The organism is Streptomyces sp. H27-D2, assembly GCF_035828615.1.
In the GTDB taxonomy this organism is placed as follows: domain Bacteria; phylum Actinomycetota; class Actinomycetes; order Streptomycetales; family Streptomycetaceae; genus Streptomyces.
Genome location: NZ_JAYMZR010000027.1, coordinates 26,481 through 51,894, shown reverse-complemented (window position 1 = coordinate 51,894; position 25,414 = coordinate 26,481). Strand labels below are relative to the sequence as shown.

The following is a 25,414-nucleotide window of genomic DNA, read 5'->3' as shown; positions in this document are numbered from 1 at the left end:
CGGGCGCTCTGAACGCGCTCCGGCCGCGCTGAGCGGCGCTGCCGGGCCTCGCCCCGCGCCTGCCGGGCCTCGCCCGAACCCGTACCGACCCCCGGGGCCCACCGCGTCGGGCGTCCTCCGGACGTACCGCGGGCCGGGCTCCCCTCGGGGAGCCCGGCCCGGCGCGTCGTGTACCGCTGGTCACTTCTTCTTGGCGGTCGCCTTCTTGGCGGTGGTCTTGCGCGCGACGGTCTTGCGCGCGGGGGCCTTCTTCGCCGTGGCCTTGGTGGCCGGCGCCGTCTTCTTGGCGGTGGCCTTCTTGGCCGGTGCGGCCTTCTTGGCGGTGGCCTTCTTGGCCGTCGCCTTCACTGCGACCTTCTTGGCCGTCGCCTTGACCGGCGCGGCCTTCTTGGCCGTGGTCTTCTTGGCCGTCGCCTTCTTGGCGGTGGCGGTCACCGGAGTGGCCTTCTTCGCGGCCACCTTCTTCGCGGTGGCCTTCTTGGCGGTGGCCTTCTTGGCCGCGGCCTTGGCGGTCGTACGGGTGGAAGAACCTCCCGAGAGGCTGCCCTTGGGCGCCTTCTTGACGGCCACGTCGTTCTTGGGGAGCTTCTTCGAGCCGCTCACCAGGTCCTTGAATCCCTGGCCCGCGCGGAATCGCGGCACCGAGGTCTTCTTGACCCGGACGCGCTCTCCGGTCTGCGGGTTGCGGGCGTACCGGGCCGGACGGTCGACCTTCTCGAACGAGCCGAATCCGGTGACCGAGACCCGGTCACCCGAGACGACCGCACGGACGATCGCGTCGAGTACCGAGTCGACTGCGTCGGCGGCGTTCTGCCGGCCGCCGACCTTGTCGGCAATCGCTTCAACGAGCTGCGCCTTGTTCACGTCTTCCCCTTCGGAGACATTGCCCGAACGAATGCGTTCAAGCTCTTTTCGCACGTTAGGCAGATATATACCGCAAATCAAACACGAAACGGGCTAATCACCCTTGTGCCGCAACGAACTCGACCTTCTCGGAGTTCCGTCGGCACGCCCGTCGGGGAAACGCCCCTCGTCGAGGTCCTTCATCAACCGGTCCAGACGCCTTGCTGCGTCAGTGAGATCGTGCTTGGCCGCCGCCGTGATGACGAGCAGCTTCCGGGACAGCGCCATCCGTACGCTCTCCGGCACTTGCAGTGTGCGCACTTTGGTGTGCGCATCCTTGAGTTGGGCGGCGACGACCGCGTAAAGCTCGAGTTGGTCGTCGCGTTCCATGCACTGATTGTGCCATCTGCGGTGAGTTGTCGCCTCAGGGCCCCTCAACAAGCCAATACACCCCCCACCTCATGGTGGGGGGTGTATCCGGCCAATCAGGCCATGAGCAGGGGAAAAGCGGAGTTCAGGCTTCCAGGGTGCGCGGTTTGAAAGACGCCCGATTGGCCTCGTAGGCCGCGATGTGCGGCTCGTTCTTGAGGGTCAGGCTGATGTCGTCCAGCCCCTCCAGCAGCCTCCAGCGGGCGTTTTCGTCGAGTTCGAAGTCGGCCACCAGTTCGGCTCCGTCGAGTCCAACGGTGCGGACCTGCCTGGCGACCAGGTCGACGGTGATCTCCGCGGCCGGGTCGGCCTCGATGACCTGCCACAGCCGCTCGACGGTCTCCTGGGGCAGTACGACCGTCAATAGTCCGTTCTTGAGCGAGTTTCCGCGGAAGATATCGGCGAAGCGGGACGAGATAACTGTCTTGAACCCGTAGTTCTGCAGCGCCCAGACCGCGTGCTCACGCGAGGAGCCGGTTCCGAAGTCGGATCCGGTGACCAGCACGGTCGCTCCGGCGTGCCGCGACTGGTTGAGGATGAACTCCGGGTCCTTGCGCCAGGCCTCGAAGAGCCCGTCCTCGAAGCCGTCCCTGGTGACCTTCTTCAACCAGTGCGCGGGGATGATCTGGTCGGTGTCGACGTTGCTGCGGCGCAGCGGAACGGCCCGGCCGGTGTGTGCGGTGAAAGCTTCCATGATTCAGGCCCCCACGGGAGTACGAGCGTCGGCGAGGTCGGCCGGCGAGGCCAGATGGCCGAGCACCGCGGTGGCGGCGGCGACCTGCGGCGAGACCAGGTGCGTACGGCCGCCCTTGCCCTGCCTGCCCTCGAAGTTGCGGTTGGAGGTGGACGCGGAGCGCTCACCGGGTGCGAGCTGGTCGGGGTTCATGCCCAGGCACATCGAGCAACCCGCGTGCCGCCATTCGGCTCCAGCGGCGGTGAACACCTTGTCCAGCCCCTCCGCGACGGCCTCCAGCGCGACCCGCACCGAGCCGGGCACGACCAGCATGCGTACGTTCTCGGCGATCCGGTGGCCGCTCACGATGCCCGCGGCGGCGCGCAGGTCCTCGATCCGGCCGTTGGTGCACGAACCTACGAAGACGGTGTCGACCTTGATGTCCCGCAGCGGCTGACCCGCCGTCAAACCCATGTATTCCAGGGCCTTTTCGGCGGCTATGCGCTCCGATGCGTCTTCGTACGAAGCGGGGTCGGGGACCCGCGCGGAGAGCGGTGCGCCCTGGCCGGGGTTGGTTCCCCAGGTGACGAAGGGGGTCAGCGCGGTGGCGTCGATGACCACCTCGTGGTCGAAGGCCGCCTCGTCGTCGGTGCGCAGTGTGCGCCAGTACTCGACGGCCGCGTCCCACTCGTCGCCCACGGGGGCGTGGTCCCGGCCCCTGAGGTACTCGAAGGTGGTGTCGTCCGGGGCGATCATGCCCGCGCGGGCGCCCGCCTCGATGGACATGTTGCAGATGGTCATCCGGGCTTCCATCGACAGCTTCTCGATGGCCGAGCCGCGGTACTCGATGACGTAGCCCTGGCCGCCGCCGGTGCCGATCCTGGTGATGACGGCGAGGATCAGGTCCTTGGCGGTGACGTCCTCGGGCAGTTCACCGTCGACCGTGATGGCCATCGTCCTGAACGGGGCCAGCGGCAGCGTCTGGGTGGCCAGCACATGCTCGACCTGGCTGGTGCCGATGCCGAACGCGAGGCAGCCGAAAGCGCCATGGGTGGAGGTGTGGCTGTCGCCGCAGACCACCGTCATGCCGGGCTGGGTCAGGCCCAGCTGCGGGCCGACGACATGTACGACGCCCTGCTCGACGTCGCCCAGCGGGTGCAGCCGGACGCCGAAGTCGGCGCAGTTCTTGCGCAGCGTCTCCAACTGGATCCGGGAGACCGGGTCGGCGATCGGCTTGTCGATGTCGACGGTCGGGGTGTTGTGGTCCTCGGTCGCGATGGTGAGGTCGGTCCGGCGCACCCGGCGGTCGTTCTGCCGGAGGCCGTCGAAAGCCTGCGGGCTGGTCACCTCATGGAGCAGATGCAGATCGATGTAGAGGAGGTCGGGCTCGCCTTCGGCGCGCCGGACGACGTGGTCGTCCCATACCTTCTCCGCGAGTGTCCGTCCCATCGCTTTCCCTTCGGCCGGCGGTATCTCCGGCCCAATCTCGATTCGGGTGTCCTCGCCCGGTTCACCGCGCGGGGCTGCGTCCGCGAGCCCTATCTGTAAGGCCGGGTCGCGAGCCGCCAACTACAGATTGGCTGCTTCAGCGGAAAATTGAACTTGCGTTTCACAGTGTGAGACGCGAATATCGTCGTATGGACAACTCTAGCGGCGTCGGCGTTCTCGACAAGGCGGCTGTGGTACTCAGCGCTCTGGAGTCCGGTCCGGCCACCCTCGCGGGATTGGTCGCGGCGACCGGACTCGCGCGCCCCACGGCCCATCGGCTCGCGGTGGCGCTCGAACACCACCGGATGGTGGCGAGGGACATGCAGGGCCGGTTCATCCTCGGCCCGCGGCTGTCCGAGCTCGCCGCGGCGGCCGGCGAGGACCGCCTGCTGGCGACGGCCGGGCCGGTGCTCACCCACCTGCGGGACGTGACGGGCGAGAGCGCGCAGCTCTACCGGCGGCAGGGCGAGATGCGGATCTGTGTGGCCGCGGCCGAGCGGCTGTCCGGCCTGCGGGACACCGTGCCGGTCGGCTCCACGCTGCCGATGAAGGCCGGGTCCGCCGCCCAGGTGCTGATGGCCTGGGAGGAGCCCGAGCGGCTGCACCGCGGCTTGCAGGGCGCCCGCTTCACCGCCACCGCGCTCTCCGGCGTGCGGCGGCGCGGCTGGGCCCAGTCGATCGGCGAGCGGGAGCCGGGCGTCGCGTCCGTCTCCGCCCCGATCCGCGGCCCCTCGAACCGGGTGGTCGCCGCCGTCTCGGTATCCGGACCGATCGAACGGCTGACCCGGCATCCCGGCCGGATGCACGCCCAGGCGATCATCGACGCCGCCGCCCGGCTCTCCGAGGCGCTGCGCCGCACCGGCTGAGCAGCCGGCACGGCTGCCCCGGTCGGCGCCTTCGGCGCTTCTTCAGCGCCGTTCGGCGTTGCGGGGCCCGGCGAAGCGCAGCCTGATCCGTACCCGGGACCGCCCGGCCCGCACCTCCACCGACTCACAGAGGCTGCGGGCCAGCCACAGTCCGTCCTCCAGTCCGGCGGCCTCGCCCGGCGGCCGGAATCCCAGGAACGCGTCGGGTGAGGGCCTGGTCACGCTGGGTCCGTGCAGATCACAGACCACCAGGCCCGATTCGGCCCAGATCCGTACCGCCACCTCCTCGCCGCGTGCGCTCACCAGGTAATCGACCACCTCGTGGACGGCCAGTTCGGCTAGCGCGAGGCGTTCATTGGCCAGCCCGAGCGCGGCGGCCCGGTCCCGTACGAAGCCGCGCACCGCCGCGGGCTCGCCGGTGGGCGGCAGCCGGTCGGCGTGCGCGGGCACGGCGGGCAGCGGGGCGTCCCCGGCCGCCGCGTAGACGTGCGGATCGATGTACGCCGCGGACGGCAGCACGCTGCTGCCGGTCACACAGGCCGGGTGGGTGGCCCGCGCCGCCTCCAGTACGTCCGGTGGCACGACCCGGGTGTCGTAGGGGCAGATCATCCACAGGTCGGCGTCCTCCAGCAGCACGTTGAGACCCGACTCCATCCGCTTCCATTCGGCGATCTGGCGGGCGGACTTGCCGCCCCACACCGGCTCGGCGATCATCCGGATCTGCCGGCCGGGCTCGGTCCGGCTGTCCTGGTAGCGCTGGAAGGCCGCGACCCGGTCGACCGGGCGGCGGCCGAAGTACGCGGTCTCGGCGGTGTCCAGACCCTTGGCCCGCTCCCCCAGCGCGTCCTGGAGCAATTCGATGTTGGCGGGGGTGGTGGCGGCCAGCACGGACCCGCCCTCGTCGAGTCCGGCCTCGATGAAGGGCACGGCCATCGCGAGGAATGCCTCGTCGGAGCCGTACAGACAGGCGTGGTGAACGAATCCGTCACCGCCGCGCTCGTTGTGGTCAGTGGGCACCGGCAACTCCCAGGCGCAGGCCGGGGGTGTCGTCCCAGCCGATGAGCGAGATGACGTGCCGCAGGTGCGGCAGCAGGCCGGCCAGCTCCACATGGCGCCGGTCGGCGCGGTCGCGGGCGAAGCCGGCGATCAGCCGCAGGCCGCCCAGGTCGAGGAACTCCAACCCGGACAGATCCAGCAGCACGTCGTCGTCCACCTCCGCGATGGAGTCCAAGGCGGCGCACAGATGGCGGCGGGCGCCCGGATCCACCACTCCCGTGATCCGCAGACCGTGCGGGGCGTAGGTCCTGACGACACGCAGTTCGGCGGTCAGTACGAGCAGGTCCACTGCGACTCTTCTCGGAGGGGCCGGTTCGACGGCGTCCGGTTGAGCCCGCTCCGGCCGCGGGGCGTCGCGCCGGCCTCCGGCGCGTCCCTCGCGGGTCCGGAACTCGCGGGCGGTCGGGGCTTCATGGCGCGAGCGCCGGTCATCGGCCGGCCGCGTGCGGCGGGCGGCGTCTGCGAAAGCCATGCGGGGATTATCCGGCCTGGGCAGGGCCGTGTGAAGGTCCGCGCGAACAGGCCGTGTGAAGGTCCGCGGGAAGGTCTGTACGAAAAAGCCCCCCGCGTCAGCGGAGGGCCTTGAAGATTTTGTACCCCCGACCGGATTCGAACCGGCGCTACCGCCTTGAGAGGGCGGCGTGCTAGGCCGCTACACAACGGGGGCCTGTCGTACCACTGATGCACTGCTACACCTGTGTGAGCTGGGGTACCAGGACTCGAACCTAGACTAACGGAACCAGAAACCGTCGGGCTGCCAATTACCCCATACCCCATGGGACCTGCGTACCCCCGACCGGATTCGAACCGGCGCTACCGCCTTGAGAGGGCGGCGTGCTAGGCCGCTACACAACGGGGGCCCTAGCGATCCATTCGTCGCCGCTTCCAGGTGCGACCCGGATAGAGGCGGAGGCAGGATCTGTACCCCCGACCGGATTCGAACCGGCGCTACCGCCTTGAGAGGGCGGCGTGCTAGGCCGCTACACAACGGGGGCTCGCACTGCACTGCTGTACTGCATGCGCTGGGATACCAGGACTCGAACCTAGACTAAGGGAACCAGAAACCCTCGTGCTGCCAATTACACCATATCCCACCAAAACGCAATCCCTTGCGGGATTTTGTTTGGTTTGCGCCTCCGGTTCGAGCTATTCAGCCCTCCAGTGCGGCGCAGGAAGAACATTACCTGACGGGAGGCGGGGCTCCAAAACCGATAACCCCGGGCAGTGGATCACCCGGTGCACAGGACCCGCCCGACCGCTCCCCGAGCACCGGAAAGCGGGTCGGCGGGCCGGGGACTCGCGTCCACCGCTCCGGGGGCCCGCAGGCCCCCGGAGCGTGCCGGCAGCGGCACAGCGGGGCCCCGCTACTCGGTTACGGACTCCAGGGCGGCGCGCAGCCGCCGGAGCGTCTCCTCGCGCCCCAGCAGCTCCATCGACTCGAAGAGCGGCGGGGAGACCCGGCGGCCGGTGACCGCGACGCGCAGCGGCGTGAAGGCGAACTTGGGCTTGATGCCCAGCCCCTCCACCAGCGCCTCGCGCAGCGTGGCCTGGATGGGCTCCGGGGTGAAGTCCGTCAGGTCCTCCAGGGCCGTGACGGAGGCCGCCAGGACCGGCTTCGCGTCGGCGATCAGCACCTTGGCGGCGTCCGCCTCGTCCAGCCGGAAGTCCTCGGGCCGCACGAAGAGGAAGCCGAGCATGCCGACGACCTCGCTCAGGACGACCATCCGCTCCTGGGTCAGCGGCGCGGCCTTCGCGAGCAGCTCCAGCTGATCGGCGGTCGGCTCGGCGTCCGGGAAGAGGAACGGCACGACGCGGCGCACGAACTCCTCGGGCGCGAGCGCCCGCAGGTGCGTGGCGTTGATCGACTCGGCCTTCTTGAGGTCGAAGCGCGCCGGGTTGGCGTTGACGTCCGCGACGTCGAAGGCGGCGACCATCTCCTCCATGGAGAAGATGTCGCGGTCCTCGGCGAGCGACCAGCCGAGCAGCGAGAGGTAGTTGAGCAGCCCCTCGGGCAGGAAGCCGCGCTCGCGGTAGAGGTTGAGGTTGGCCTGCGGGTCGCGCTTGGAGAGCTTCTTGTTGCCCTCTCCCATCACATACGGCAGGTGCCCGAACTTCGGGGTGCTGCCGTTGCCGACGCCGATCTCGGCGAGCGCGGCGTAGAGCGCGACCTGCCGCGGGGTGGAGGACAGCAGGTCCTCGCCGCGCAGCACGTGCGTGATCTCCATCAGCGCGTCGTCGACCGGGTTGACCAGGGTGTACAGCGGAGCGCCGTTGGCCCGGACGATGCCGAAGTCCGGCACGTTCTCCGGGGTGAAGGTCGTCTCGCCGCGCACCAGGTCGGTGAAGGTGATCGGCGCGTCCGGCATCCGGAAGCGGACGATCGAGGTGCGGCCCTCGGCCTGGTAGGCGGCGATCCGCTCGGCGCTCAGGTCGCGGCAGTGGCCGTCGTAGCCGGACGCCTTGCCGGCCTTGCGGGCGGCGTCGCGGCGGGCGTCGAGCTCCTCGGTGCTGCAGTAGCAGGAGTAGGCGTAGCCGCCGTCCTGGAGCTTGCGTGCGACGTCGGCGTAGACGTCCATCCGCTGCGACTGCCGGTAGGGCTCGTGCGGGCCGCCGACTTCGGGGCCCTCGTCCCAGTCGAAGCCGAGCCAGCGCATGGCCTCCAGCAGCTGGCCGTACGACTCCTCGGAGTCGCGGGCCGCGTCGGTGTCCTCGATGCGGAAGACGAGCGTGCCGCCGTGGTGGCGGGCGAACGCCCAGTTGAACAGAGCGGTGCGGACCAGACCCACGTGCGGGTTTCCGGTCGGAGACGGACAGAAACGAACACGTACGTGCTCGTCGGGGACGATGGGTGCGCTAGCCACGCTTGATCACCTTGTTGGTGAGAGTGCCGATGCCTTCGATGGTGACGGCGACTTCGTCGCCGACGTTGAGCGGGCCGACTCCGGCCGGGGTCCCGGTGAGGATGACGTCGCCCGGAAGCAGCGTCATGGCCTCGGTGATGTGCACGACGAGGTCCTCGATCGAGCGGACCATGTCGCTGGTGCGGCCCAGCTGACGCTGCTCGCCGTTGACCGTGCACATGATGGCCAGGTCCGCCGCGGCGGCCAGGTCGAGGTCCGTCTCGACCCAGGGGCCCAGCGGGCACGAGGTGTCGAAGCCCTTGGCGCGCGCCCACTGGTTCTCGCTGCGCTGGATGTCACGGGCGGTGACGTCGTTGGCGCAGGTGTAACCGAGGATGACGTCCTTGACGCGCTCGCGCGGGACCTCCCGGCACATCCGGCCGATGACCACGGCCAGCTCGGCCTCGTGGTGCACCTCCTGGGAGAAGGAGGGGTACGCGATGGTGTCGCCGGGGCCGATCACCGAGGTGGAGGGCTTGAAGAAGGCCACCGGTACGTCCGGCACCTCATGGCCCAGCTCGGCGGCGTGCTCGGCGTAGTTGCGGCCGATCCCGATCACCTTGTTGGGCAGGACGGGCGGCAGCAGCCGGACCTTGTTCAGCGGGACCTTCCGGCCCGAGCGCTCGAACTCGGCGAACGGGTGGCCCTTGATGATGTCGAGGACGAGACCGTCGGGTGACGACTGATCCCCTTCCACGACGCCGAAGGCGACGTTGCCGTCGATGGAGAACCTGGCGATGCGCACGGGAAGCTGCTGCCCCTCACTTGCTGGCTGGAGACGGAGAGCCCGCCGTCGGGTCCGACCCGTCGGCAGGCTCGTGTCCCCAGGCTATCGCGGGGAGGGTGCGCGGCCGGGTCAGCCGGTGGGGGCGTCCATGAGGATCGTGCGGCGCGGGTTGGCGGTCCGCGCGGGCAGCTCGGCGGCCTGTTCCGGTGCTGCGGCCTCTTCGGTCCGCAGGTCCGCCGCGTCGGTGAGATGGGTCAGCGTCGTGCGGCGCGGGTTGGCTATGTTGCGGAACAGCATCGTCGTCTTCATCCGGTCTGGGACCTTCATCGGTATAGGCGCCTCTGCGGCGCGGCTTGTCGGATCGGCTATCCCTGTAAAACGCCAGGCTAAACGCGCCATTCCCCGCCGCAGGGTGCCCGAGTCGGCGATCTCCATGTGAGTTTCCTCACGACTCCTGCGACAAATGCCGCGAAGCGAATGATCATTTTCCTTACCCGAAACGGATATCAACGGATTGAACCGCACATTCCGCCCCTGATCACCGCAGCCGGGACAGCACGTACTTCTGGTCGACTCGTAGGCAATAGTCCGTTATCTCGAGGCGGACTTTCTACATCTCGTGATTCAATCCGCACTGAGCGTCACACGAATCACCACTCGGCACTCGGGTCTTGTTGGAGATCCTGCACTGTGTTGGAATTCCACGGACCGCCGCAGGTTTCAGACGGCGCGCAAGGCGCAAGGCAGCGTCGAGCGGCGGATGAAATGGGGAAGCGCGCCGGTCTCACGACCGCCCAGGGGATCATGTGTCCCCCCACGACTCGACACCGTCCCGCCGCTCACCCGGAGGGACGCCTGGTCCAGAGGTTGCGACGCTAGTGCAGGGACGTTTCAAGAGGGATGGCAGCGCCGCGGCGGACCCGGAGCTGCCCGGTGGGACCACCCACAGCTCCGACGCATCCGCGCGTACGAACGCGAAGGGCGCCGGTGACTCCGGCGACGCCAAAAAGAAGGTGCCCAGTGGGCCGGGCACTCGAATAGCCCTGCGCAACTGGCGGATCAGCACCCGCCTGGTGTCCCTGCTCGCGCTGCCCGTCGTCGCCGCGACCACGCTGGGCGGCCTGCGCATCGAGAGCTCGATGAGCAACATCGAGCAGCTCGAGCACATGAAGCTGCTCACCGACATGACCGAGCAGGCCACCAAGCTCGCGGACGCGCTCCAGGAGGAGCGCGACAAGTCGGCGGGCCCGCTGGCCGGCGCCGGCGACGCCAAGGACGACCGGGTCGTCGCGCCTCGTGAGAAGACCGAGCGCGCGATCCAGACGTTCAACGCGGCCACCGGGGACATCAAGACCGACGACCCGACCATGGACGGCGTCCGCTCGACGGTGCTCGACATCTCCCGTCAGCTGGGCACGATCCAGTCGGTCCGGGAGAAGGCCTACGCGAACGACGACTACATCGCGCAGACCATCACCAACTACAACGCGCTGATCACCTCCCTGCTGGCGCTGTCCCAGGACATGGCGCAGGCCACCAGCAACCCCGAGATGATCCGCAGCACCCGTGCGCTGGCCGCGTTCTCCTCCGCGAAGGAGTACGCCTCGATCCAGCGCGCGGTCATCACCGCCGGCCTCGCCCACAAGGACGGTCCCCGGCTCTCGGCCAACGACCGTGCCTACGGCGGCACCGCCGAGGAGAACGAGCGGGCCGCCCTCAAGCGCTTCTCGCGGCTCTATCCGAGCGCCTCCGAGCTGACCCGCGGTCTGGACGAGGGCATCGTCGAGATCCAGTCCGCCGACACGTTCGCCGGCCGCGCCTTCAAGACCCCGGGCGGCATCAAGGCCGAGAACCGCTCGTACATGGACTGGTACGACCAGGACAGCAACAAAATCGACGAGATGTCGAAGATCGAGACGACTCTCCTCTCGCAGATGGACCAGAAGGCGCGTGAGCTGCAGTCCGCGGCCACCCAGGACGCGCTGATCAACGGTGTCGTCATCCTGCTGGTGCTCGGCATCTCGCTGGTCGGCGCCTTCGTCGTCGCCCGCTCCATGGTCCGCTCGCTGCGCCGGCTCCAGGAGACCGCCAAGACGGTCGCCCAGGAACGGCTGCCCGAGCTGGTCAAGCAGCTCTCCGAGGGCGACCCGCAGGAGGTCGACACCTCGGTCGAGTCGGTCGGTGTGCACAGCCGGGACGAGATCGGCCAGGTGGCCGCGGCTTTCGACGAGGTGCACCGCGAGGCGGTGCGGCTCGCCTCCGAGCAGGCGATGCTGCGAGGCAACGTCAACGCGATGTTCACCAACCTCTCGCGCCGCAGCCAGGGGCTCATCCAGCGCCAGCTCTCGCTCATCTCCGAGCTGGAGAGCCGCGAGGCCGACCCGGACCAGCTCTCCAGCCTCTTCAAGCTCGACCACCTCGCGACCCGTATGCGCCGCAACGGCGAGAACCTGCTGGTCCTCGCGGGCGAGGAGCCGGGCCGCCGGTGGACCCGGCCGGTCCCGCTCGTCGACGTGCTGCGCGCCGCGGCCTCCGAGGTGGACCAGTACGAGCGCGTCGAGCTGACCGCCGTGCCGACCACCGAGGTCGCCGGACGCGTCGTCAACGACCTCGTGCACCTCATCGCCGAACTGCTGGAGAACGCCACCTCGTTCTCCTCGCCGCAGACCAAGGTCAAGGTCACCGGCCACGCGCTGCCCGACGGGCGGGTGCTCGTGGAGATCCACGACACCGGCATCGGGCTGTCGCCCGAGGACCTCTCCGCGATCAACGAGCGGCTCGCCAGCCCGCCGACCGTCGATGTGTCGGTCTCCCGCCGGATGGGCCTGTTCGTGGTCGGCCGGCTGTCGCTGCGCCACGGCATCCGCATTCAGCTCAGGCCGTCCGACTCGGGCGGCACCACCGCACTGGTCATGCTGCCGGTCGACGTCGCCCAGGGCGGCAAGAAGCCGGTTCCGACCAAGGCCCAGAACGCGCCCGCGATGGGCGGACAGGGCCAGGGCGGTCGCGGCGGGCTGAGCGGCATGCAGCCGCGCGGCCAGGTCGGCCAGGGCAATACCTCCGCCCCCGGCGGGCAGGGCGGCGCGGCCGGCTGGGCCGGCGGCGCGGAACCGCGCGGCCAGGTCGGCGGCGGCCAGCGCCCCGCGCTGCCGGGCCGCGGACAGGGCAACGGCCAGCCGAACGGCGGCGGGCTGCCCACCCGTACGGGCAGCGCGGCCGGCAACGGCGGACACGGCGGCAGCCCGCAGGGCAGCGCCTTCGCCGGCACCGGCAACGCCTTCGCCGGCGGTGGCCGCCCCGGTACGCCCAACGCCGCGCCGTCCGGCTCGGGCTTCGGCTCGGGGGACGCCTTCGGCGGCAACCGTACGAACGCACCCGGCGGCGCCGCCCCCGGCCAGAACGACTCCGGACAGCGTCCGCCGCTGCCGCCCCGCGGCGGTTCGCCGAGCGTCGCACCTCCGACCGGCGCCCCCGGGCAGTCCGGCGGCGCGCACTCGGCCGGGTCCCAGGGCCGTCGGCCGCAGCTGCCGCCGCGCGGTCCCGCAGCCGAGCTGCCGGGCGGCTCCGCGCCGTCCGGCCGGAGCACTCCGCCCGACCAGAACAGTCAGAACGAGCAGAACGGCCAGGCCGGCTCCAGCTGGCGCGCCCGGCAGCAGGGCTCGGCCCCGGCCGACGACTGGCCCACCACGCCCCGTCCCGCCGAGGACACCCCCCGCGGCCACGAGGACCACGAGAACACGGGCCGTCCGCCGCGTCCGGAATCCACCGGCTCGTACCAGCCGCAGCGGCCCGGCACGCAGCAGCCCGGTACGCAGACCGGTACGCAGCAGAACAGCTCGCAGCCGTCCCCGACCCTGGGCGGCCGGATCCAGGGCGGGCCCGCCGACACGGCCGCCTTCGTCCGCCCGGACTTCGGCGCGCAGCGACCGCAGCAGAGCGGCCCGCCGCAGAACGCCCTCCAGCAGGACGGCGGGTTCGGCGCCCGGCAGAGCCAGGGGCCCGGCGACACCGCCGAGTTCGTGCCGCCGGACTTCGACGGCCCGCCGCCCGGCCGCACCCCGCGAGCGGACTCCGCGCCACAGGCCCGCCCGACCCCGAACCTTCCGGTCCCGAATCGGCCCGCGCCCAACCTGCCGCAGCCGCGGCAGGACCGCGGCGACTTCCAGCTTCCGCCGGGCGCGCTGCCGCCGGCCGGGCCCGGTGACGGACGGACGCCGATCTTCGAGGCGATCGAGTCCAACTGGTTCCGCGGTCCCGGCGGCAGCGAGGCGCCAGCGGCTCCCACGCCCCCCGCACAGCCTGCCCAGGCAGCGCCTTCAGCGTCGGCGGCCACAGCGCCCACGGCTCCCGCCGCACCCACGATGCCGCGCCGCGAACCCGCGTCCGCGACAGGCACCAGCGGCGGTACCGGCGGCGGCAATGGCGCCGCCAACGGGAACAGCTGGCGCACGTCCCCCAACGACGAGCGCTGGCGGCAGGCCGAACAGGTCCGCGAACCCGCGGCGGGCGGAGTCACCTCCTCCGGTCTCCCCGTCCGGGTACCCCGCGCCAACCTCGTCGCGGGCACCGCCCAGCAGCAGTCCCACTCGACCGGTCCGCAGGTCTCGCGCGCTCCCAGTGACGTGCGCGGCCGGCTGACCAACCTTCGCCGGGGCATCCAGCAGGGCCGCGAGGTCGGCAACGGCCCCGGCACCGACGGCCGCGGTATTGATCCCACTTATCAGCAGGAGCGTTAGTTGAGTCCGATGAGCCAGGCGGCGCAAAATCTGAACTGGTTGATCACCAATTTCGTGGACAACACCCCTGGGGTGTCGCACACGGTGGTGGTGTCGGCCGATGGACTCCTTCTGGCGATGTCCGAAGGCTTCCCCCGTGACCGGGCCGATCAATTGGCCGCGGTCGCCTCCGGTCTGACCTCCCTCACCGCCGGGGCCTCGCGTATTTTCGAGGGCGGCGCGGTCAACCAGACCGTGGTGGAGATGGAGCGCGGTTTCCTCTTCCTGATGTCTGTCTCCGACGGTTCCTCGTTGGCCGTACTCGCCCATCCCGAGTGCGACATCGGTCTGGTGGGCTACGAAATGGCCCTCCTCGTCGACCGGGCGGGCACCGTACTGACCCCCGACCTCCGCGCCGAACTGCAGGGCAGCCTGTTGCACTGATTCGCTGACTCGTTGAAATGCTGCGTCGCCGCATCGATGCGGCGATGAATCGCTGAACCGTTTGATTTCAGTCCGTCTGCTCAACGGCCGACCGTCCCCCCACCGGCCCCGCCCGACGGCACTTCCGCCGTCCTGCCGTTCCGCCCGGAGGATCCATGACCCCGCCCGCCTCGCCCGGCCCCTACGGTGCGCCTTACCACGCGTCGTACGGGGACGAAGGCGACCAGCCGCTGGTGCGGCCGTACGCCATGACGGGAGGCCGGACCCGGCCGCGCTACCAGCTCGCCATCGAGGCGCTGGTCAGCACCACGGCCGACCCCTCCCAGGTGCCCGGCCTGCTCCCTGAGCACCAGCGCATCTGCCACCTGTGCCGCGAGCTCAAGTCGGTCGCGGAGGTGTCGGCGCTGCTGCACCTCCCGCTGGGCGTGGCACGGATTCTGGTAGCGGACTTGGCCGAGGCGGGCATGGTGGCGATCCACCAGCCCGGCGGCGGCTCGGAAGCCGGCGGCACTCCTGATGTGACATTGCTCGAAAGGGTGCTCAGTGGACTTCGGAACCTCTAGCAGCGCGCCGGCCCCGGCCCGCTCCACCACCTCCGCGAAGATCGTGGTGGCGGGCGGGTTCGGCGTCGGCAAAACCACGTTCGTCGGTGCGGTCTCGGAGATCAACCCGTTGCGCACCGAGGCCGTGATGACCTCCGCCTCGGCCGGGATCGACGATCTCAGTCATGTGAAGGACAAGACCACCACCACGGTGGCCATGGACTTCGGCCGCATCACGCTCGACGACGACCTGATCCTTTATCTGTTCGGCACGCCCGGCCAGGACCGTTTCTGGTTCATGTGGGACGACCTGGTCCGCGGCGCGATCGGCGCCGTCGTCCTCGTCGACACCCGCCGCCTCGCGGACTGTTTCCCGGCCGTCGACTACTTCGAGAACAGCGGCCTGCCCTTCGTCATCGCCCTCAACGGCTTCGACGGACACCAGCCCTACCAGCCCGAAGAAGTCCGCGAAGCACTGCAGATCGGTTCGGACGCGCCCATCATCATCACGGACGCCCGGCACCGCAGCGAGACGAAGAGCGCGCTGATCACTTTGGTCGAGCACGCGTTGATGGCACGGCTCAAGTAGGTCCTTCTACCCATAAGCTGCTGAGGGCGAGCTGTGTCCTTCGACACGGCTCGCCCTGTCCACATAACGTTTAGACAGAGAATTACCCTCTGACGAACACCCCATGCATGCGATCAACTTCGCTGCGCTCACTATTCTCTCGCCATTTGCAGCCGCTCGCTCTTTATGCCCGTTTTATCTACCACTCCCCGCAAGTTAGCGACCTTTGCGCAGTGTTTGGAAAGCACCGCCCTGACGTGCTGAAATTCGCTGAACTCCGGAGTAATAACGGGCCACGTAAGCAGCAGCAGAACGGCACAGCGTAAGTGCCGACGCCGAGAGGTTGTTGGACGAGTGAGGCGAAGCAGCGAGAGCTCCGTGCAGCAGACACGGGGCAATTTCACGCCGCCGCGTGCCGCGGCGTCGCTTTCCGACGTGCCCGAAACCGTCTCGGCCGCGCCCGCGGCGAGCGGTGGCAGGTTCTCCCCGCGCAACTGGCGGGTGCCCACCCGGCTGAACGCGATCCTGCTGATCCCGGTGCTCGTCGCACTGGTCTTCGGCGGGTTCCGGGTGGAGAGCTCGGTGGCGATCTGGCAGGAGGCCCAGGACGCCGAGCGCACGGCACAGCTCGTACGGTCCGCCGCGGTCTACGGCCAGGCGTTGATCAACGAGCGTGACCTCACCGCCGTCCCGCTGCTGACCGGTGAACAGGACGACCCGAAGATCAAGCGGCTGCGGGACGCGACCGACGCGGCGGCCGACGCCTTCGACGCCCGTGTCCGGCAGATGCCGGACCAGGCGGGCCTGCAGCGCCGGCTGGACGTCTTCCGCAAGGTCGAGCCCAATCTGCTGACCCTGCGCGCCGGCGCTTACACCGCGAAGCTCAACGCGGTGAAGACCGAAGAGGGCTACGTCAACGTCCAGCACCCGCTGATGGAGTTCGCCAACGAACTCGGCCTGGGCACCGGAAACATCACCTCCTACGGCCGCACCGTCTACGCCATCTCGCTGGCCAAGGCCGCCGAGTCGCTGCAGCGCTCGATCGGCACCCACCTGCTGGTCAAGCCGGGCCCGGCCGTGAAGGACCGGCTGGCCCAGCAGACCGCCTTCGCCTCCTACGCCTACCTGGAGAACATCGCCCTCGGCGAGTTCAACTCCGGCGGCACCCCGCAGGACGTCGCGCGGCTCAAGCAGGAGCTCTCCCAGGCGCAGAAGGAAGGCGCGGCCAAGACCGATCTGGCCAGGCAGGCCGCCGAGGCCGCCGGGCAGAAGTTCGTCCCGCCGCCGCCCATGAACGACATGATCAAGGCCATCGCCTCCGGCGCGACGCCGCAGCAGCTCAAGGGCCTGGGCATCACCCAGGACACCTGGTTCGCCACCGCGACCGGCAAGTTCGACGCCTACCGGGTCATCGAGAAGGGCCTCACCGACAAGGCGGTCGACGAGGTCCAGCAGATCTCCGAGGACGCCCGGCAGGACGCCATCCTCAACTCCGCGATCGTGCTGATCGCGCTGCTCACGGCCTTCGTGATCGCCGGCCTGATGGCCCGCTCGATGAGCCGCAGCATGCGCCAGCTGCGCAACGCGGCCTTCAGCATCGCCGAGCAGCGGCTGCCGATGCTGGTCGACCAGCTCTCCCGTACCGATCCGGGCCGGGTGGACACCCGCGTCCAGCCGATCCCGATCAACACCCGCGACGAGATCGGCGAGGTCGCCCGCGCCTTCGACCAGGTGCACCGCGAGGCCGTCCGGCTCGCCGCCGAGCAGGCTCTGCTGCGGGGCAACGTCAACGCGATCTTCACCAACCTCTCGCGCCGCAACCAGGGCCTCATCGAGCGCCAGCTGACGCTGATCACCGACCTGGAGAACAACGAGGCGGACCCGGACCAGCTGGAGAACCTCTTCCGGATGGACCACCTGGCGACCCGCATGCGCCGCAACGGCGAGAACCTGCTGGTCCTCGCCGGCGAGGAGCCCGGCCGCCGCTGGAACCAGCCGGTCCCGCTGGTCGACGTGCTGCGCGCGGCGGCCTCCGAGGTCGAGTCGTACGAGCGCATCGAACTGACCGGCGTGCCGGAGAGCGAGATCCACGGCACCGCCGTGACCGACCTCGTGCACCTGCTCGCCGAGCTGCTGGAGAACGCCACCATGTTCTCCTCACCGCAGACCAAGGTGAAGGTCACCGCGACCCGGCTGCCGGACGGCCGGGTGATGGTGGAGATCCACGACAAGGGCATCGGCCTCACCGCCGAGGACTTCGCGGACATCAACCACAAGCTGGCCAACCCGCCGTCGGTGGACGTCGCGATCTCGCAGCGGATGGGCCTGTTCGTGGTCGGCCGGCTCGCCGACCGGCACGGCATCCGGGTCCAGCTGCGCCCCTCCGGCGAGCAGGCGGGCACCACCTCGCTGGTCATGCTCCCCGACCCCATCACGCACGGCGGCGGCGGCGAGGATCTGATCGAGGACGACTTCGACGTCCGGCCGCTCGCCCCCGAGCCCGAGCCGCAGCAGATCGCCCAGCTGCCCGACCAGGCCGCCCACCGGGGCAGCATGCGTACAGCCGCCGAACTGGGCTTCGACGAGTCGCGGTACCCGGCCGTGCCGGACGACGCCCGCGACCTCGACCCGGTGGGCCGCTCGCTGCAGCGTGACGAGCGGCGCGCGGCGCTGGAGTCGCAGTCCGAGGAGCGCCCGCTCTTCAGCGACCAGGCCGAGCCGTCCTACCCGGACCAGCAGGGCTACCCGGACCAGCAGGGGCAGGACCAGCGGTACACCCCCGACGGCTACCCCGAGCAGAGCTACCAGGAAACCGGCTACCAGGACCCGCACCAGCAGGGCGCGGCCTATCCCGCCGCCGGCTACCAGGCGCCCTCCGGTTTCCAGCAGCCGGCGGGCTTCCAGGACCCGGCCGAGTTCCAGGGCCCCGGCGGCTACCAGGACGGTTTCCAGAACCCCTCCGCTTTCCAGGACCCGGGCTTCCGGCAGGACGGCGGGCAGCAGGCGTACGACACCTACGAATCGTCGAACCGGCAGGGCGACTGGCCCGGCACGAGCTCCTACGACGGGCAGTACGACCGGAAGGCGCAATCCGCCCCGGACGCCCCCGCCGACGGCTCCGACCGCGTAGGCTTGCGCCCTCCGGGCCCCTCTCCGAGCGACCCCCAATCGTTGACCGACGCCGGGCTTCCGCGCCGCGGTCGGCAGGGGCAGCCCGAGGAGCCGGAGCCCGAGCAGCCCCAGGATTCCGCACCGGAGGACCGCCCGGAATGGCGTACCACCAATGACGAGCGCTGGCGACAAGCCGAAGCGCTCCGCGACCCGAAGGCGGGCGGGGTCACCCCCTCCGGCCTGCCTCGGCGCGTGCCCAAAGCCAACCTGGTCGAGGGCACCGCAGAGCAGACCCCGCAGGGCGGCCCCCAGGTCTCCCGCAATCCTGAAGACATCCGCGGCAGGTTGAGCAACCTGCGCCGCGGTGTCCAACAGGGGCGCAACGCGGGCACGGAGGGCACTCAGAATGACCCCCAGGGCTTTGGCCCTGGCAGCACCTACGAGCAGGAGCGTTAGTGTGAGTCCGATGAGCCAGGCGGCGCAGAATCTGAACTGGTTGATCACCAATTTCGTGGACAACACCCCTGGGGTGTCGCACACGGTGGTGGTGTCGGCCGATGGACTCCTTCTGGCGATGTCCGAAGGCTTCCCCCGTGACCGGGCCGACCAGTTGGCGGCGGTCGCCTCCGGTCTGACCTCCCTCACCGCGGGAGCCTCGCGTATTTTCGAGGGCGGCGCGGTCAACCAGACCGTGGTGGAGATGGAGCGCGGTTTCCTCTTCCTGATGTCCGTCTCCGACGGTTCCTCGTTGGCCGTACTCGCCCATCCCGAGTGCGACATCGGTCTGGTGGGCTACGAAATGGCCCTCCTCGTCGACCGGGCGGGCACCGTCCTGACCCCCGACCTCCGCGCCGAACTGCAGGGAAGTCTTCTCAACTAACAGACAGACAGTGCGTTCAGCGCCGCCGCGCCATAGGGTTCGGTGGCGCGACCGGCAGACAGGCACGTTGGAGGAGGAACCGTGGCAACGCCCCCAAGCGGCTATCCCTACGGCGACGGGCAGCAGCCCCAGCCGAACGGCGATGGCCGGCTGAAGCGCTTCAACTTCCCCTCCGCGCCGAGCCAGGACCAGCAGGCGCCCCCGCCGCCGCCGCCGCACCGGCAACCGTACGGACAGTCGTACGAACCGCCGCAGCCTCCGCCGCCGCGCGCACCGCGCATCCAGCCGGTGCAGCACAGCCGGCGCCCGGCGTCGCAGTCCGCGCCGCCCGGCAGCGCGCACAACCCGTTGGTGCGGCCGTACGCCATGACCGGCGGCCGGACCCGCCCGCGCTACCAGCTCGCCATCGAGGCGCTGGTGCACACTACTGCTCAACCCGGCCAGATGCAGGGCCAGTTGCCCGAGCACCAGCGCATCTGCCACCTTTGCCGTGAGATCAAATCGGTCGCCGAGATCTCGGCGCTCCTCACTATTCCCCTCGGCGTAGCCCGCATCCTCGTCGCCGACTTGGCAGAGGCCGGACTAGTCGCCATTCATCAGCCGGGCGGCGACGAGTCCGCCGGCGGTCAGCCTGACGTGACACTGCTCGAAAGGGTGCTCAGTGGACTTCGGAACCTCTAGCGGGGAACCAGCTCGCTCCACCACCTCCGCGAAGATCGTGGTGGCGGGCGGCTTCGGCGTGGGTAAGACCACGTTCGTGGGCGCGGTCTCGGAGATCAACCCGCTGCGCACCGAGGCCGTGATGACCTCCGCCTCGGCGGGGATCGACGACCTCACGCACGCGCCGGACAAAACGACGACCACCGTGGCGATGGACTTCGGCCGCATCACGCTGGACCAGGACCTGATCCTGTACCTGTTCGGCACGCCCGGCCAGGACCGATTCTGGTTCATGTGGGACGACCTGGTCCGCGGCGCGATCGGCGCGATCGTGCTGGTGGACACGCGGCGGCTGGCCGACTGCTTCCCTGCCGTCGACTACTTCGAGAACAGCGGCCTGCCCTTCGTCATCGCCCTCAACGGCTTCGACGGACACCAGCCGTACCAGCCCGAAGAGGTCCGCGAGGCGCTCCAGATCGGACCGGACGCGCCCATCATCATCACGGACGCGCGGCACCGCAGCGAGACGAAGAGTGCGTTGATCACTCTGGTCGAGCATGCGTTGATGGCTCGGCTGCGGTAGCGGGGTGACCGCGGTGGTTCACCGGTCCGCCGGTGGACAGTGTCCTCAATCGCCTGGGGGCGCCTCCCGGCCGAAGGCTGGGGGAGGGCTAAATTTTTAGACAACGAGGCCCCGACCACGGAAGTGGTCGGGGCCTCGTCTGCGTCGTGCGGCCGTGTGGTCGCGGCTCAGCGCTGCCAGCTGTGCGGGGCGCGGAAGCCCGGCGTGCGCTCCGGGCGGCGCCAGCGCGCGGCGGAGAAGGCGCGCCGGTGGCCGGGGGCGGTGGCGGCGTGCCGGCCGGCCGTCGTCGCGGCGGCTCGGGCCAGCAGCACCGCGGTGACCGCGGCCAGTTCCTCGGCGTCGGCGTGGCCCTTCTCGACGCGTACCAGGTTGTCTGAACTCACTTGTGTCTCCGTCGTCTTCGTCATCGCAGTCGGTGGTCGCGGCGGTGGCCGCGGGACTTACTGCGGGGGGTTGCCGTGCTTGCGGGAGGGCAGGTCCGCGTGCTTGGAGCGCAGCATGGCCAGCGAGCGGATGAGGACGTGCCGGGTCTGGGCCGGGTCGATCACGTCGTCCACCAAGCCGCGTTCGGCGGCGTAGTAGGGGTGCATCAGCTCGGCCTTGTACTCCTTGACCATGCGGGCGCGCATGGCGTCGGGGTCGTCCGCTTCGGCGATCTGCTTGCGGAAGATGACGTTGGCCGCGCCCTCCGCGCCCATCACCGCGATCTCGTTGGTGGGCCAGGCGTAGGTGAGGTCGGCGCCGATGGACTGCGAGTCCATGACGATGTACGCGCCGCCGTACGCCTTGCGCAGCACGATGGAGATGCGCGGCACGGTCGCGTTGCAGTAGGCGTAGAGCAGCTTCGCGCCGTGCCGGATGATGCCGCCGTGCTCCTGGTCGACGCCGGGCAGGAAGCCCGGGACGTCCAGCAGGGTCACGATCGGGATGTTGAAGGCGTCGCACATCTGGACGAAGCGGGCGGCCTTCTCGGACGCCTCGATGTCCAGCACGCCGGCCAGCGACTGGGGCTGGTTGGCGACGATGCCGACGACCTGGCCGTCGAGCCGGGCCAGGGCGACCAGGATGTTGGTGGCCCAGCGCTCGTGGATCTCCAGGAAGTCGCCGTCGTCGACGAGTTCCTCGATGACCTCGCGCATGTCGTAGGGGCGGTTGCCGTCGGCCGGGACCAGGTCGAGCAGCACATCGCCGCTGCGGTCGGCCGGGTCGTCGGTCTCGGCCTGCGGGGGGTTCTCCCGGTTGTTCTGCGGGAGCATCGAGAGCAGGTAGCGGACCTCTTCGAGGCAGGTCTGCTCGTCGTCGTAGGCGAAGTGCGAGACGCCGGAGACCTCGGAGTGCACGTCCGCGCCGCCGAGCCCGTTCTGGCTGATCTTCTCGCCGGTGACCGCCTGGACCACGTCGGGCCCGGTGATGAACATCTGCGAGGTCTCACGGACCATGAAGACGAAGTCGGTCAGCGCCGGCGAGTAGGCCGCGCCGCCCGCGCACGGGCCGAGCATCACCGAGATCTGCGGGATGACACCGGACGCCTTGGTGTTGCGCTGGAAGATGCCGCCGTAACCGGCCAGCGCCGAGACGCCCTCCTGGATACGCGCGCCCGCGCCGTCGTTGAGCGAGACCAGCGGCGCGCCGGCCGAGATGGCCTTGTCCATGATCTTGTGGATCTTCTGCGCGTGCGCCTCGCCCAGCGCGCCGCCGAAGATCCGGAAGTCGTGCGCGTAGACGAAGACGGTCCGGCCGTGCACGGTGCCCCAGCCGGTGATCACGCCGTCCGTGTAGGGCTTCTTCGCCTCCAGGCCGAACCCGGTCGCCCGGTGCCGGCGCAGCGGCTCCACCTCGTTGAACGAACCCGCGTCCAGCAGCAGGTCGATCCGCTCGCGCGCGGTGAGCTTGCCCTTCGCGCGCTGCGCCTCGGTCGCCCGCTCGCTGGGGCCTCGCCGGGCTTGCTCGCGGATGGCGTGCAGCTCGGCGACTCGCCCGCGAGCGTCATGATTGGCCTCGGCGGGCGGATCTTCGAGTGTGGTCATACGTCGACGGTACGTGGCCGGGGTGCCCGAACCGTATGTCGGTTCCCGACAACGTCCGGCCCAATTTCGTGGGCAGGCGGCACAGAACTGCGCAGCGGGACTCGCGTACGCACTGGTCCATCCGGGTGTCCGGCTCTGTCGGGGCCCCACAAATCCGGGCCAGGGCCGGATGTGGGGTGCGCCTCACCGCAGGGCGACTTCGCAACCGTGCGTCGCGCCGTCCGTACCCGCGGTGACGCGCAGCCGGAGCGAGCGGCCGGTGCTGAGCACCCGCACCGCGGGGTCCTGGGAGACCACCGCGCGGACCGGGTGGGCCCAGCCGACGTCGATCGCCGCTCCCGTGCGCATCGGGTCCGAGACACGGATGGCAGCCGTGCGGCCGCTGTTCCGGATGCGTACGAGGACGCTCGCGGGGGCCCCGGCGGTGAGGGGGCCAACCGTGCCGGGAAACCAGAAGTTGACGGCTGTTAGGCCGAGTGAGGCGATGGTGACGCCCTGCGCCTCGTCCGTGTTGGCCAGGACGGTCAGCCACCGCTCGTCGGCGGCGCGGGCGGCGAGGGTGTGCGGGCTCGCGCCGGGCATCAGCAGGCAGGCGTACGAGGCGTCGGTCGGGTCGGTGCCGTGGTCGTGCCAGAGGGTGAGGTAGCGGCGGGTGAGGGGGGCCGGTGAGCTGCCGGTGTTGATGTCCCGCCAAGCGCCGGTGCGGGCCTGGCGCAGCGCCTTGAGGCGGGCGCCGGGGCGGCCGTCCCGGGCCCCGGGGACGCCGGGGAACACGTAGCCGCCGTGTCCCGCGAGATGGGCCCAGCGGGCGCGCTCGAAGGTCTTCGTCCAGCCGAGCGTGCCGGGCTGGGCCGCGCCGTCCACGGTGAGCCGGGCGGCGCCGCTCTCGCCGAGGCTGCGGTTGTCGACGATCGTCTCGACGGCGGTGCCCGCGCCGTCCCGGCCCGTGATGCCCGCGCCGAGGCAGACGACGGTGTCGGCGGCGCAGAACCAGGACTTCCTCGCCCGCAGAGTGCTGGCCAGCCCCTTGACGTGCTGTCCGACGGCCGCGAACTCGCCGTCGCTCGCGCCGCCCACCCACTTCACGGCGGGCTTGGGCTCGCCCCAGCCGCCGCCCTCGTTGTCGGCGAGCCGCTTGCTGGACACGGTGGTGCCCGGCAGCCGGTACCAGTCGACGGTGGGCCAGAAGCCGTCCGTGTACTGGCCGCCGCCGAAGTCCGCGCCCCACCAATAGAGCATCCCCGCGCCGGTGTGCCAGCCGCGCGGGTTCTCGCCGTTGCCGTTCTCGTAGTACGCGATCCGCTCCGAGGCCATCGAGATGTTCGCGGCCCAGCCGGGGCGGCGGTGCACCGCGCGGTCCATCGCGGCGAACAGCCGGTGGCCGACCCGCTCGGGCGTCGCCAGGCCGCCGCCGTCGGCGACCGCCTTGAGCCGGGCCAGGTCCCCTACCTCGAACTGCCGGTCGGCCAGCACCGGGCTCGTGGTGTCGCGCGCGATCCAGCCCTTGACCAGCCCGTTCCAGCGCTGCCGCTCGGCGCTGCCGGCTCCCAGCGCGAGCAGCGCGACGGCGGCGACCAGCAGATGGCCGTGGTAGTGGTCGCCGCGCATGATCCCGCGCTCGTCGTTGAGGAGGTATCCGCGGCTGATGGCGCGCCCGTTGACGCTGTCCATCATCAGTCCGTTGTGGAGCAGCGGGGCGTACGCCTTCTCCACGCTGTCGAAGATGATCTGGCGCTTGGGGTCGGTGACGGCCCAGGAGCTGTCGGCGAGCAGGGTGAAGAGGCGGCCGAGGCCGTCGAGCAGTACGTAGCCGTAGGTGCCGGAGTAGGCGACCCAGCTGTGCTGGATGAAGGAGCCGTCGGCGTAGAGGCCGTCGCCCGTGGTGACGTAGGGGAAGACCGGCGACAGCGCGTCGCGGGCGAGCGCGATCTTGGCCGCGGTCTTGCCCAGGACGCCGCGCAGGGCGACGACGCGGCAGAGGTCGACGCGGTTGGCGCCGGTGCTGGTGCCGGTGTAGTCGCCGAGCATCGAGTCGGGGACGAAGTGGTCGACGGCGGCGAGAGCGCGGCCCCGGCGGCCCTCTCCGAGCAGGTCGTACAGCAGCGCGACGGTGTCGAGCAGCAGCCGGGGGCTGCCGATCTGCCATTCCCACCAGTTGCCGTAGCGGGTGGTGGCGGGGTGGTAGACGGTCGCGTCGAGGTGGTCGAGCCCGGTGACGATGTCGGCGGCGAGGCCCGCGTCGCCGGTCAGGCCGGTGCCGGGCTGGACGTACGCCTGCGCCATGGTGTTGAGCCGGGAGTACGCCTGGGTGATGCCGGTGGGCGGGTCGAAGGGCCAGTCGGGCCACAGCGAGGTGGCGGTGGGGCGCATGCTCGCGCGGAACTGCCGGGCGAGTGCGCCGGTCTCCTTGAGCCGGGAGGCGTACGGCTCCTCGCCCGCCTCGACGCCGGTGCCGAGCAGCAGGTCGAGCCAGCGGCGGCGCAGGGTGTCGAACTCGTCGACGGCGGCCGGCGCGCCGCCGGGCCCGGTCGCTCCGATGGCTCCGCCGGCTCCCGCGCCCCGGGCTTCGTCCGGTGGCACGGCGAGGGTCAGACCGAGAGCGCTTGCCCCGGTGGCGGTCATGAAGCCCCGGCGGGACCAGGCGGGCGAAGGCGACAAGGGGAGTCCTCCCGACGGGACCGCAGTACGTACGCGGCGGCGGCGAAGTGGCATGGACCTGCTGGAAGCTGACGCTTGGTCTAGCACGAGGTCGCGGTACCCGGCAATGGCCGTGCCGACATGGGGCGGATGCGGCGGGAAAGCGCTGTCTGCCGGGCTGTCTCCGCTGCCCGGACGGGCACCCCGGACCCCGGACGGGCACGCCGGACCCCGGCCGCCCCGCCGCGGCACGCCCGCCGCCCTG

At 70.3% G+C, this 25,414-nt stretch carries 21 protein-coding genes and 5 tRNA genes; 9 read left to right on the top strand and 17 right to left on the bottom strand.

Annotation, left to right across the window (positions count from 1 at the left end; translation table 11 throughout):
* Positions 1 to 180 precede the first annotated feature (180 nt).
* The 4 genes from QMK28_RS13400 to leuC form a co-directional block, all read right to left on the bottom strand.
* Entirely contained in the window at positions 181 to 864 is a 684-nt protein-coding gene (locus QMK28_RS13400; protein ID WP_326437427.1) for an HU family DNA-binding protein, read from the bottom strand.
* 93 nt (positions 865 to 957) lie between these two features.
* Positions 958 to 1,233 (bottom strand): hypothetical protein, encoded by a 276-nt coding sequence (locus QMK28_RS13395; RefSeq protein WP_326437425.1) that lies wholly within the window; start codon positions 1,231 to 1,233, stop codon positions 958 to 960.
* 124 nt (positions 1,234 to 1,357) lie between these two features.
* Entirely contained in the window at positions 1,358 to 1,966 is a 609-nt protein-coding gene (gene leuD / locus QMK28_RS13390) for a 3-isopropylmalate dehydratase small subunit (RefSeq protein ID WP_326437423.1), read from the bottom strand.
* 3 nt (positions 1,967 to 1,969) lie between these two features.
* Positions 1,970 to 3,394 carry a 3-isopropylmalate dehydratase large subunit gene (gene leuC, locus QMK28_RS13385; RefSeq protein WP_326437421.1) on the bottom strand — a complete coding sequence of 475 codons (1,425 nt, stop codon included), beginning with the start codon at positions 3,392 to 3,394 and terminating at the stop codon, positions 1,970 to 1,972.
* Positions 3,395 to 3,582: 188 nt separating this feature from the next.
* Here leuC and ndgR point away from each other — a divergent pair, with 188 nt between their 5' ends.
* Positions 3,583 to 4,299, top strand: coding sequence for an IclR family transcriptional regulator NdgR (ndgR, locus tag QMK28_RS13380; protein ID WP_326437419.1), 717 nt, complete (start codon positions 3,583 to 3,585; stop codon positions 4,297 to 4,299).
* 42 nt (positions 4,300 to 4,341) lie between these two features.
* Here the strand turns inward: ndgR and QMK28_RS13375 are convergent, their stop codons facing one another.
* From QMK28_RS13375 to QMK28_RS13330, 10 genes are all read right to left on the bottom strand, one after another.
* Positions 4,342 to 5,316 carry an MEDS domain-containing protein gene (locus QMK28_RS13375; RefSeq protein ID WP_326437417.1) on the bottom strand — a complete coding sequence of 325 codons (975 nt, stop codon included), beginning with the start codon at positions 5,314 to 5,316 and terminating at the stop codon, positions 4,342 to 4,344.
* Positions 5,306 to 5,827, bottom strand: coding sequence for an STAS domain-containing protein (locus QMK28_RS13370; RefSeq protein WP_326437416.1), 522 nt, complete (start codon positions 5,825 to 5,827; stop codon positions 5,306 to 5,308). The genes QMK28_RS13375 and QMK28_RS13370 overlap by 11 nt, the downstream gene beginning before the upstream one ends.
* 122 nt (positions 5,828 to 5,949) lie before the next feature.
* Positions 5,950 to 6,022: transfer RNA gene (locus QMK28_RS13365), tRNA-Glu, on the bottom strand.
* A 37-nt stretch (positions 6,023 to 6,059) separates the two neighbouring features.
* Positions 6,060 to 6,131: transfer RNA gene (locus QMK28_RS13360), tRNA-Gln, on the bottom strand.
* Between the two features lie 11 nt (positions 6,132 to 6,142).
* Positions 6,143 to 6,215: transfer RNA gene (locus QMK28_RS13355), tRNA-Glu, on the bottom strand.
* A gap of 62 nt (positions 6,216 to 6,277) precedes the next feature.
* Positions 6,278 to 6,350: transfer RNA gene (locus QMK28_RS13350), tRNA-Glu, on the bottom strand.
* A 27-nt stretch (positions 6,351 to 6,377) separates the two neighbouring features.
* Positions 6,378 to 6,449, bottom strand: a tRNA-Gln gene (locus QMK28_RS13345).
* Between the two features lie 270 nt (positions 6,450 to 6,719).
* Positions 6,720 to 8,216 (bottom strand): glutamate--tRNA ligase, encoded by a 1,497-nt coding sequence (gene gltX / locus QMK28_RS13340; protein WP_326437414.1) that lies wholly within the window; start codon positions 8,214 to 8,216, stop codon positions 6,720 to 6,722.
* Positions 8,209 to 9,000 carry a fumarylacetoacetate hydrolase family protein gene (locus QMK28_RS13335; protein ID WP_326437412.1) on the bottom strand — a complete coding sequence of 264 codons (792 nt, stop codon included), beginning with the start codon at positions 8,998 to 9,000 and terminating at the stop codon, positions 8,209 to 8,211. Before QMK28_RS13335 ends, gltX begins: the two co-directional genes overlap by 8 nt.
* A gap of 111 nt (positions 9,001 to 9,111) precedes the next feature.
* Positions 9,112 to 9,291, bottom strand: coding sequence for a hypothetical protein (locus QMK28_RS13330; RefSeq protein WP_326437480.1), 180 nt, complete (start codon positions 9,289 to 9,291; stop codon positions 9,112 to 9,114).
* Positions 9,292 to 9,860: 569 nt separating this feature from the next.
* Here QMK28_RS13330 and QMK28_RS13325 point away from each other — a divergent pair.
* From QMK28_RS13325 to QMK28_RS13290, 8 genes are all read left to right on the top strand, one after another.
* Entirely contained in the window at positions 9,861 to 13,718 is a 3,858-nt protein-coding gene (locus tag QMK28_RS13325) for a sensor histidine kinase (protein WP_326437410.1), read from the top strand.
* Between the two features lie 9 nt (positions 13,719 to 13,727).
* Entirely contained in the window at positions 13,728 to 14,141 is a 414-nt protein-coding gene (locus QMK28_RS13320; protein WP_326437478.1) for a roadblock/LC7 domain-containing protein, read from the top strand.
* A 155-nt stretch (positions 14,142 to 14,296) separates the two neighbouring features.
* On the top strand, positions 14,297 to 14,704 hold the full coding sequence (locus QMK28_RS13315; RefSeq protein WP_326437409.1) for a DUF742 domain-containing protein: 408 nt from the start codon (positions 14,297 to 14,299) through the stop codon (positions 14,702 to 14,704).
* Entirely contained in the window at positions 14,685 to 15,272 is a 588-nt protein-coding gene (locus tag QMK28_RS13310) for a GTP-binding protein (protein WP_326437407.1), read from the top strand. The genes QMK28_RS13315 and QMK28_RS13310 overlap by 20 nt, the downstream gene beginning before the upstream one ends.
* A gap of 333 nt (positions 15,273 to 15,605) precedes the next feature.
* The gene (locus QMK28_RS13305) at positions 15,606 to 18,818 is read left to right on the top strand and encodes a sensor histidine kinase (protein ID WP_326437405.1); all 3,213 of its coding nucleotides are present in this window, start codon (positions 15,606 to 15,608) and stop codon (positions 18,816 to 18,818) included.
* Between the two features lie 10 nt (positions 18,819 to 18,828).
* Positions 18,829 to 19,242, top strand: coding sequence for a roadblock/LC7 domain-containing protein (locus QMK28_RS13300; RefSeq protein WP_326437476.1), 414 nt, complete (start codon positions 18,829 to 18,831; stop codon positions 19,240 to 19,242).
* A gap of 81 nt (positions 19,243 to 19,323) precedes the next feature.
* Positions 19,324 to 19,923, top strand: coding sequence for a DUF742 domain-containing protein (locus QMK28_RS13295; protein WP_326437403.1), 600 nt, complete (start codon positions 19,324 to 19,326; stop codon positions 19,921 to 19,923).
* The gene (locus tag QMK28_RS13290) at positions 19,904 to 20,485 is read left to right on the top strand and encodes a GTP-binding protein (protein WP_326437401.1); all 582 of its coding nucleotides are present in this window, start codon (positions 19,904 to 19,906) and stop codon (positions 20,483 to 20,485) included. The genes QMK28_RS13295 and QMK28_RS13290 overlap by 20 nt, the downstream gene beginning before the upstream one ends.
* A 167-nt stretch (positions 20,486 to 20,652) precedes the next feature.
* Here the strand turns inward: QMK28_RS13290 and QMK28_RS13285 are convergent, their stop codons facing one another.
* From QMK28_RS13285 to QMK28_RS13275, 3 genes are all read right to left on the bottom strand, one after another.
* A complete protein-coding gene (locus tag QMK28_RS13285) occupies positions 20,653 to 20,892 on the bottom strand; it encodes an acyl-CoA carboxylase subunit epsilon (RefSeq protein WP_443050716.1) in 240 nt (79 codons plus the stop codon).
* 33 nt (positions 20,893 to 20,925) lie between these two features.
* Positions 20,926 to 22,512 carry an acyl-CoA carboxylase subunit beta gene (locus QMK28_RS13280; protein ID WP_326437398.1) on the bottom strand — a complete coding sequence of 529 codons (1,587 nt, stop codon included), beginning with the start codon at positions 22,510 to 22,512 and terminating at the stop codon, positions 20,926 to 20,928.
* 183 nt (positions 22,513 to 22,695) lie between these two features.
* Positions 22,696 to 25,134: a polysaccharide lyase 8 family protein gene (locus tag QMK28_RS13275; protein WP_326437474.1), complete on the bottom strand. Its 2,439-nt coding sequence runs from the start codon at positions 25,132 to 25,134 to the stop codon at positions 22,696 to 22,698.
* Between the last annotated feature and the right edge of the window lie 280 nt (positions 25,135 to 25,414).

Coding starts and splice junctions, on each gene's coding strand:
- QMK28_RS13395 (WP_326437425.1), bottom strand. CDS start 1,233: ATGGAACGCGACGACCAACTCGAGCTTTACGCGGTCGTCGCCGCCCAA.
- leuD (WP_326437423.1), bottom strand. CDS start 1,966: ATGGAAGCTTTCACCGCACACACCGGCCGGGCCGTTCCGCTGCGCCGC.
- leuC (WP_326437421.1), bottom strand. CDS start 3,394: ATGGGACGGACACTCGCGGAGAAGGTATGGGACGACCACGTCGTCCGG.
- ndgR (WP_326437419.1), top strand. CDS start 3,583: ATGGACAACTCTAGCGGCGTCGGCGTTCTCGACAAGGCGGCTGTGGTA.
- QMK28_RS13370 (WP_326437416.1), bottom strand. CDS start 5,827: ATGGCTTTCGCAGACGCCGCCCGCCGCACGCGGCCGGCCGATGACCGG.
- QMK28_RS13330 (WP_326437480.1), bottom strand. CDS start 9,291: ATGAAGACGACGATGCTGTTCCGCAACATAGCCAACCCGCGCCGCACG.
- QMK28_RS13320 (WP_326437478.1), top strand. CDS start 13,728: ATGAGCCAGGCGGCGCAAAATCTGAACTGGTTGATCACCAATTTCGTG.
- QMK28_RS13315 (WP_326437409.1), top strand. CDS start 14,297: ATGACCCCGCCCGCCTCGCCCGGCCCCTACGGTGCGCCTTACCACGCG.
- QMK28_RS13300 (WP_326437476.1), top strand. CDS start 18,829: ATGAGCCAGGCGGCGCAGAATCTGAACTGGTTGATCACCAATTTCGTG.
- QMK28_RS13285 (WP_443050716.1), bottom strand. CDS start 20,892: ATGACGAAGACGACGGAGACACAAGTGAGTTCAGACAACCTGGTACGC.
- QMK28_RS13280 (WP_326437398.1), bottom strand. CDS start 22,512: ATGACCACACTCGAAGATCCGCCCGCCGAGGCCAATCATGACGCTCGC.
- QMK28_RS13275 (WP_326437474.1), bottom strand. CDS start 25,134: ATGACCGCCACCGGGGCAAGCGCTCTCGGTCTGACCCTCGCCGTGCCA.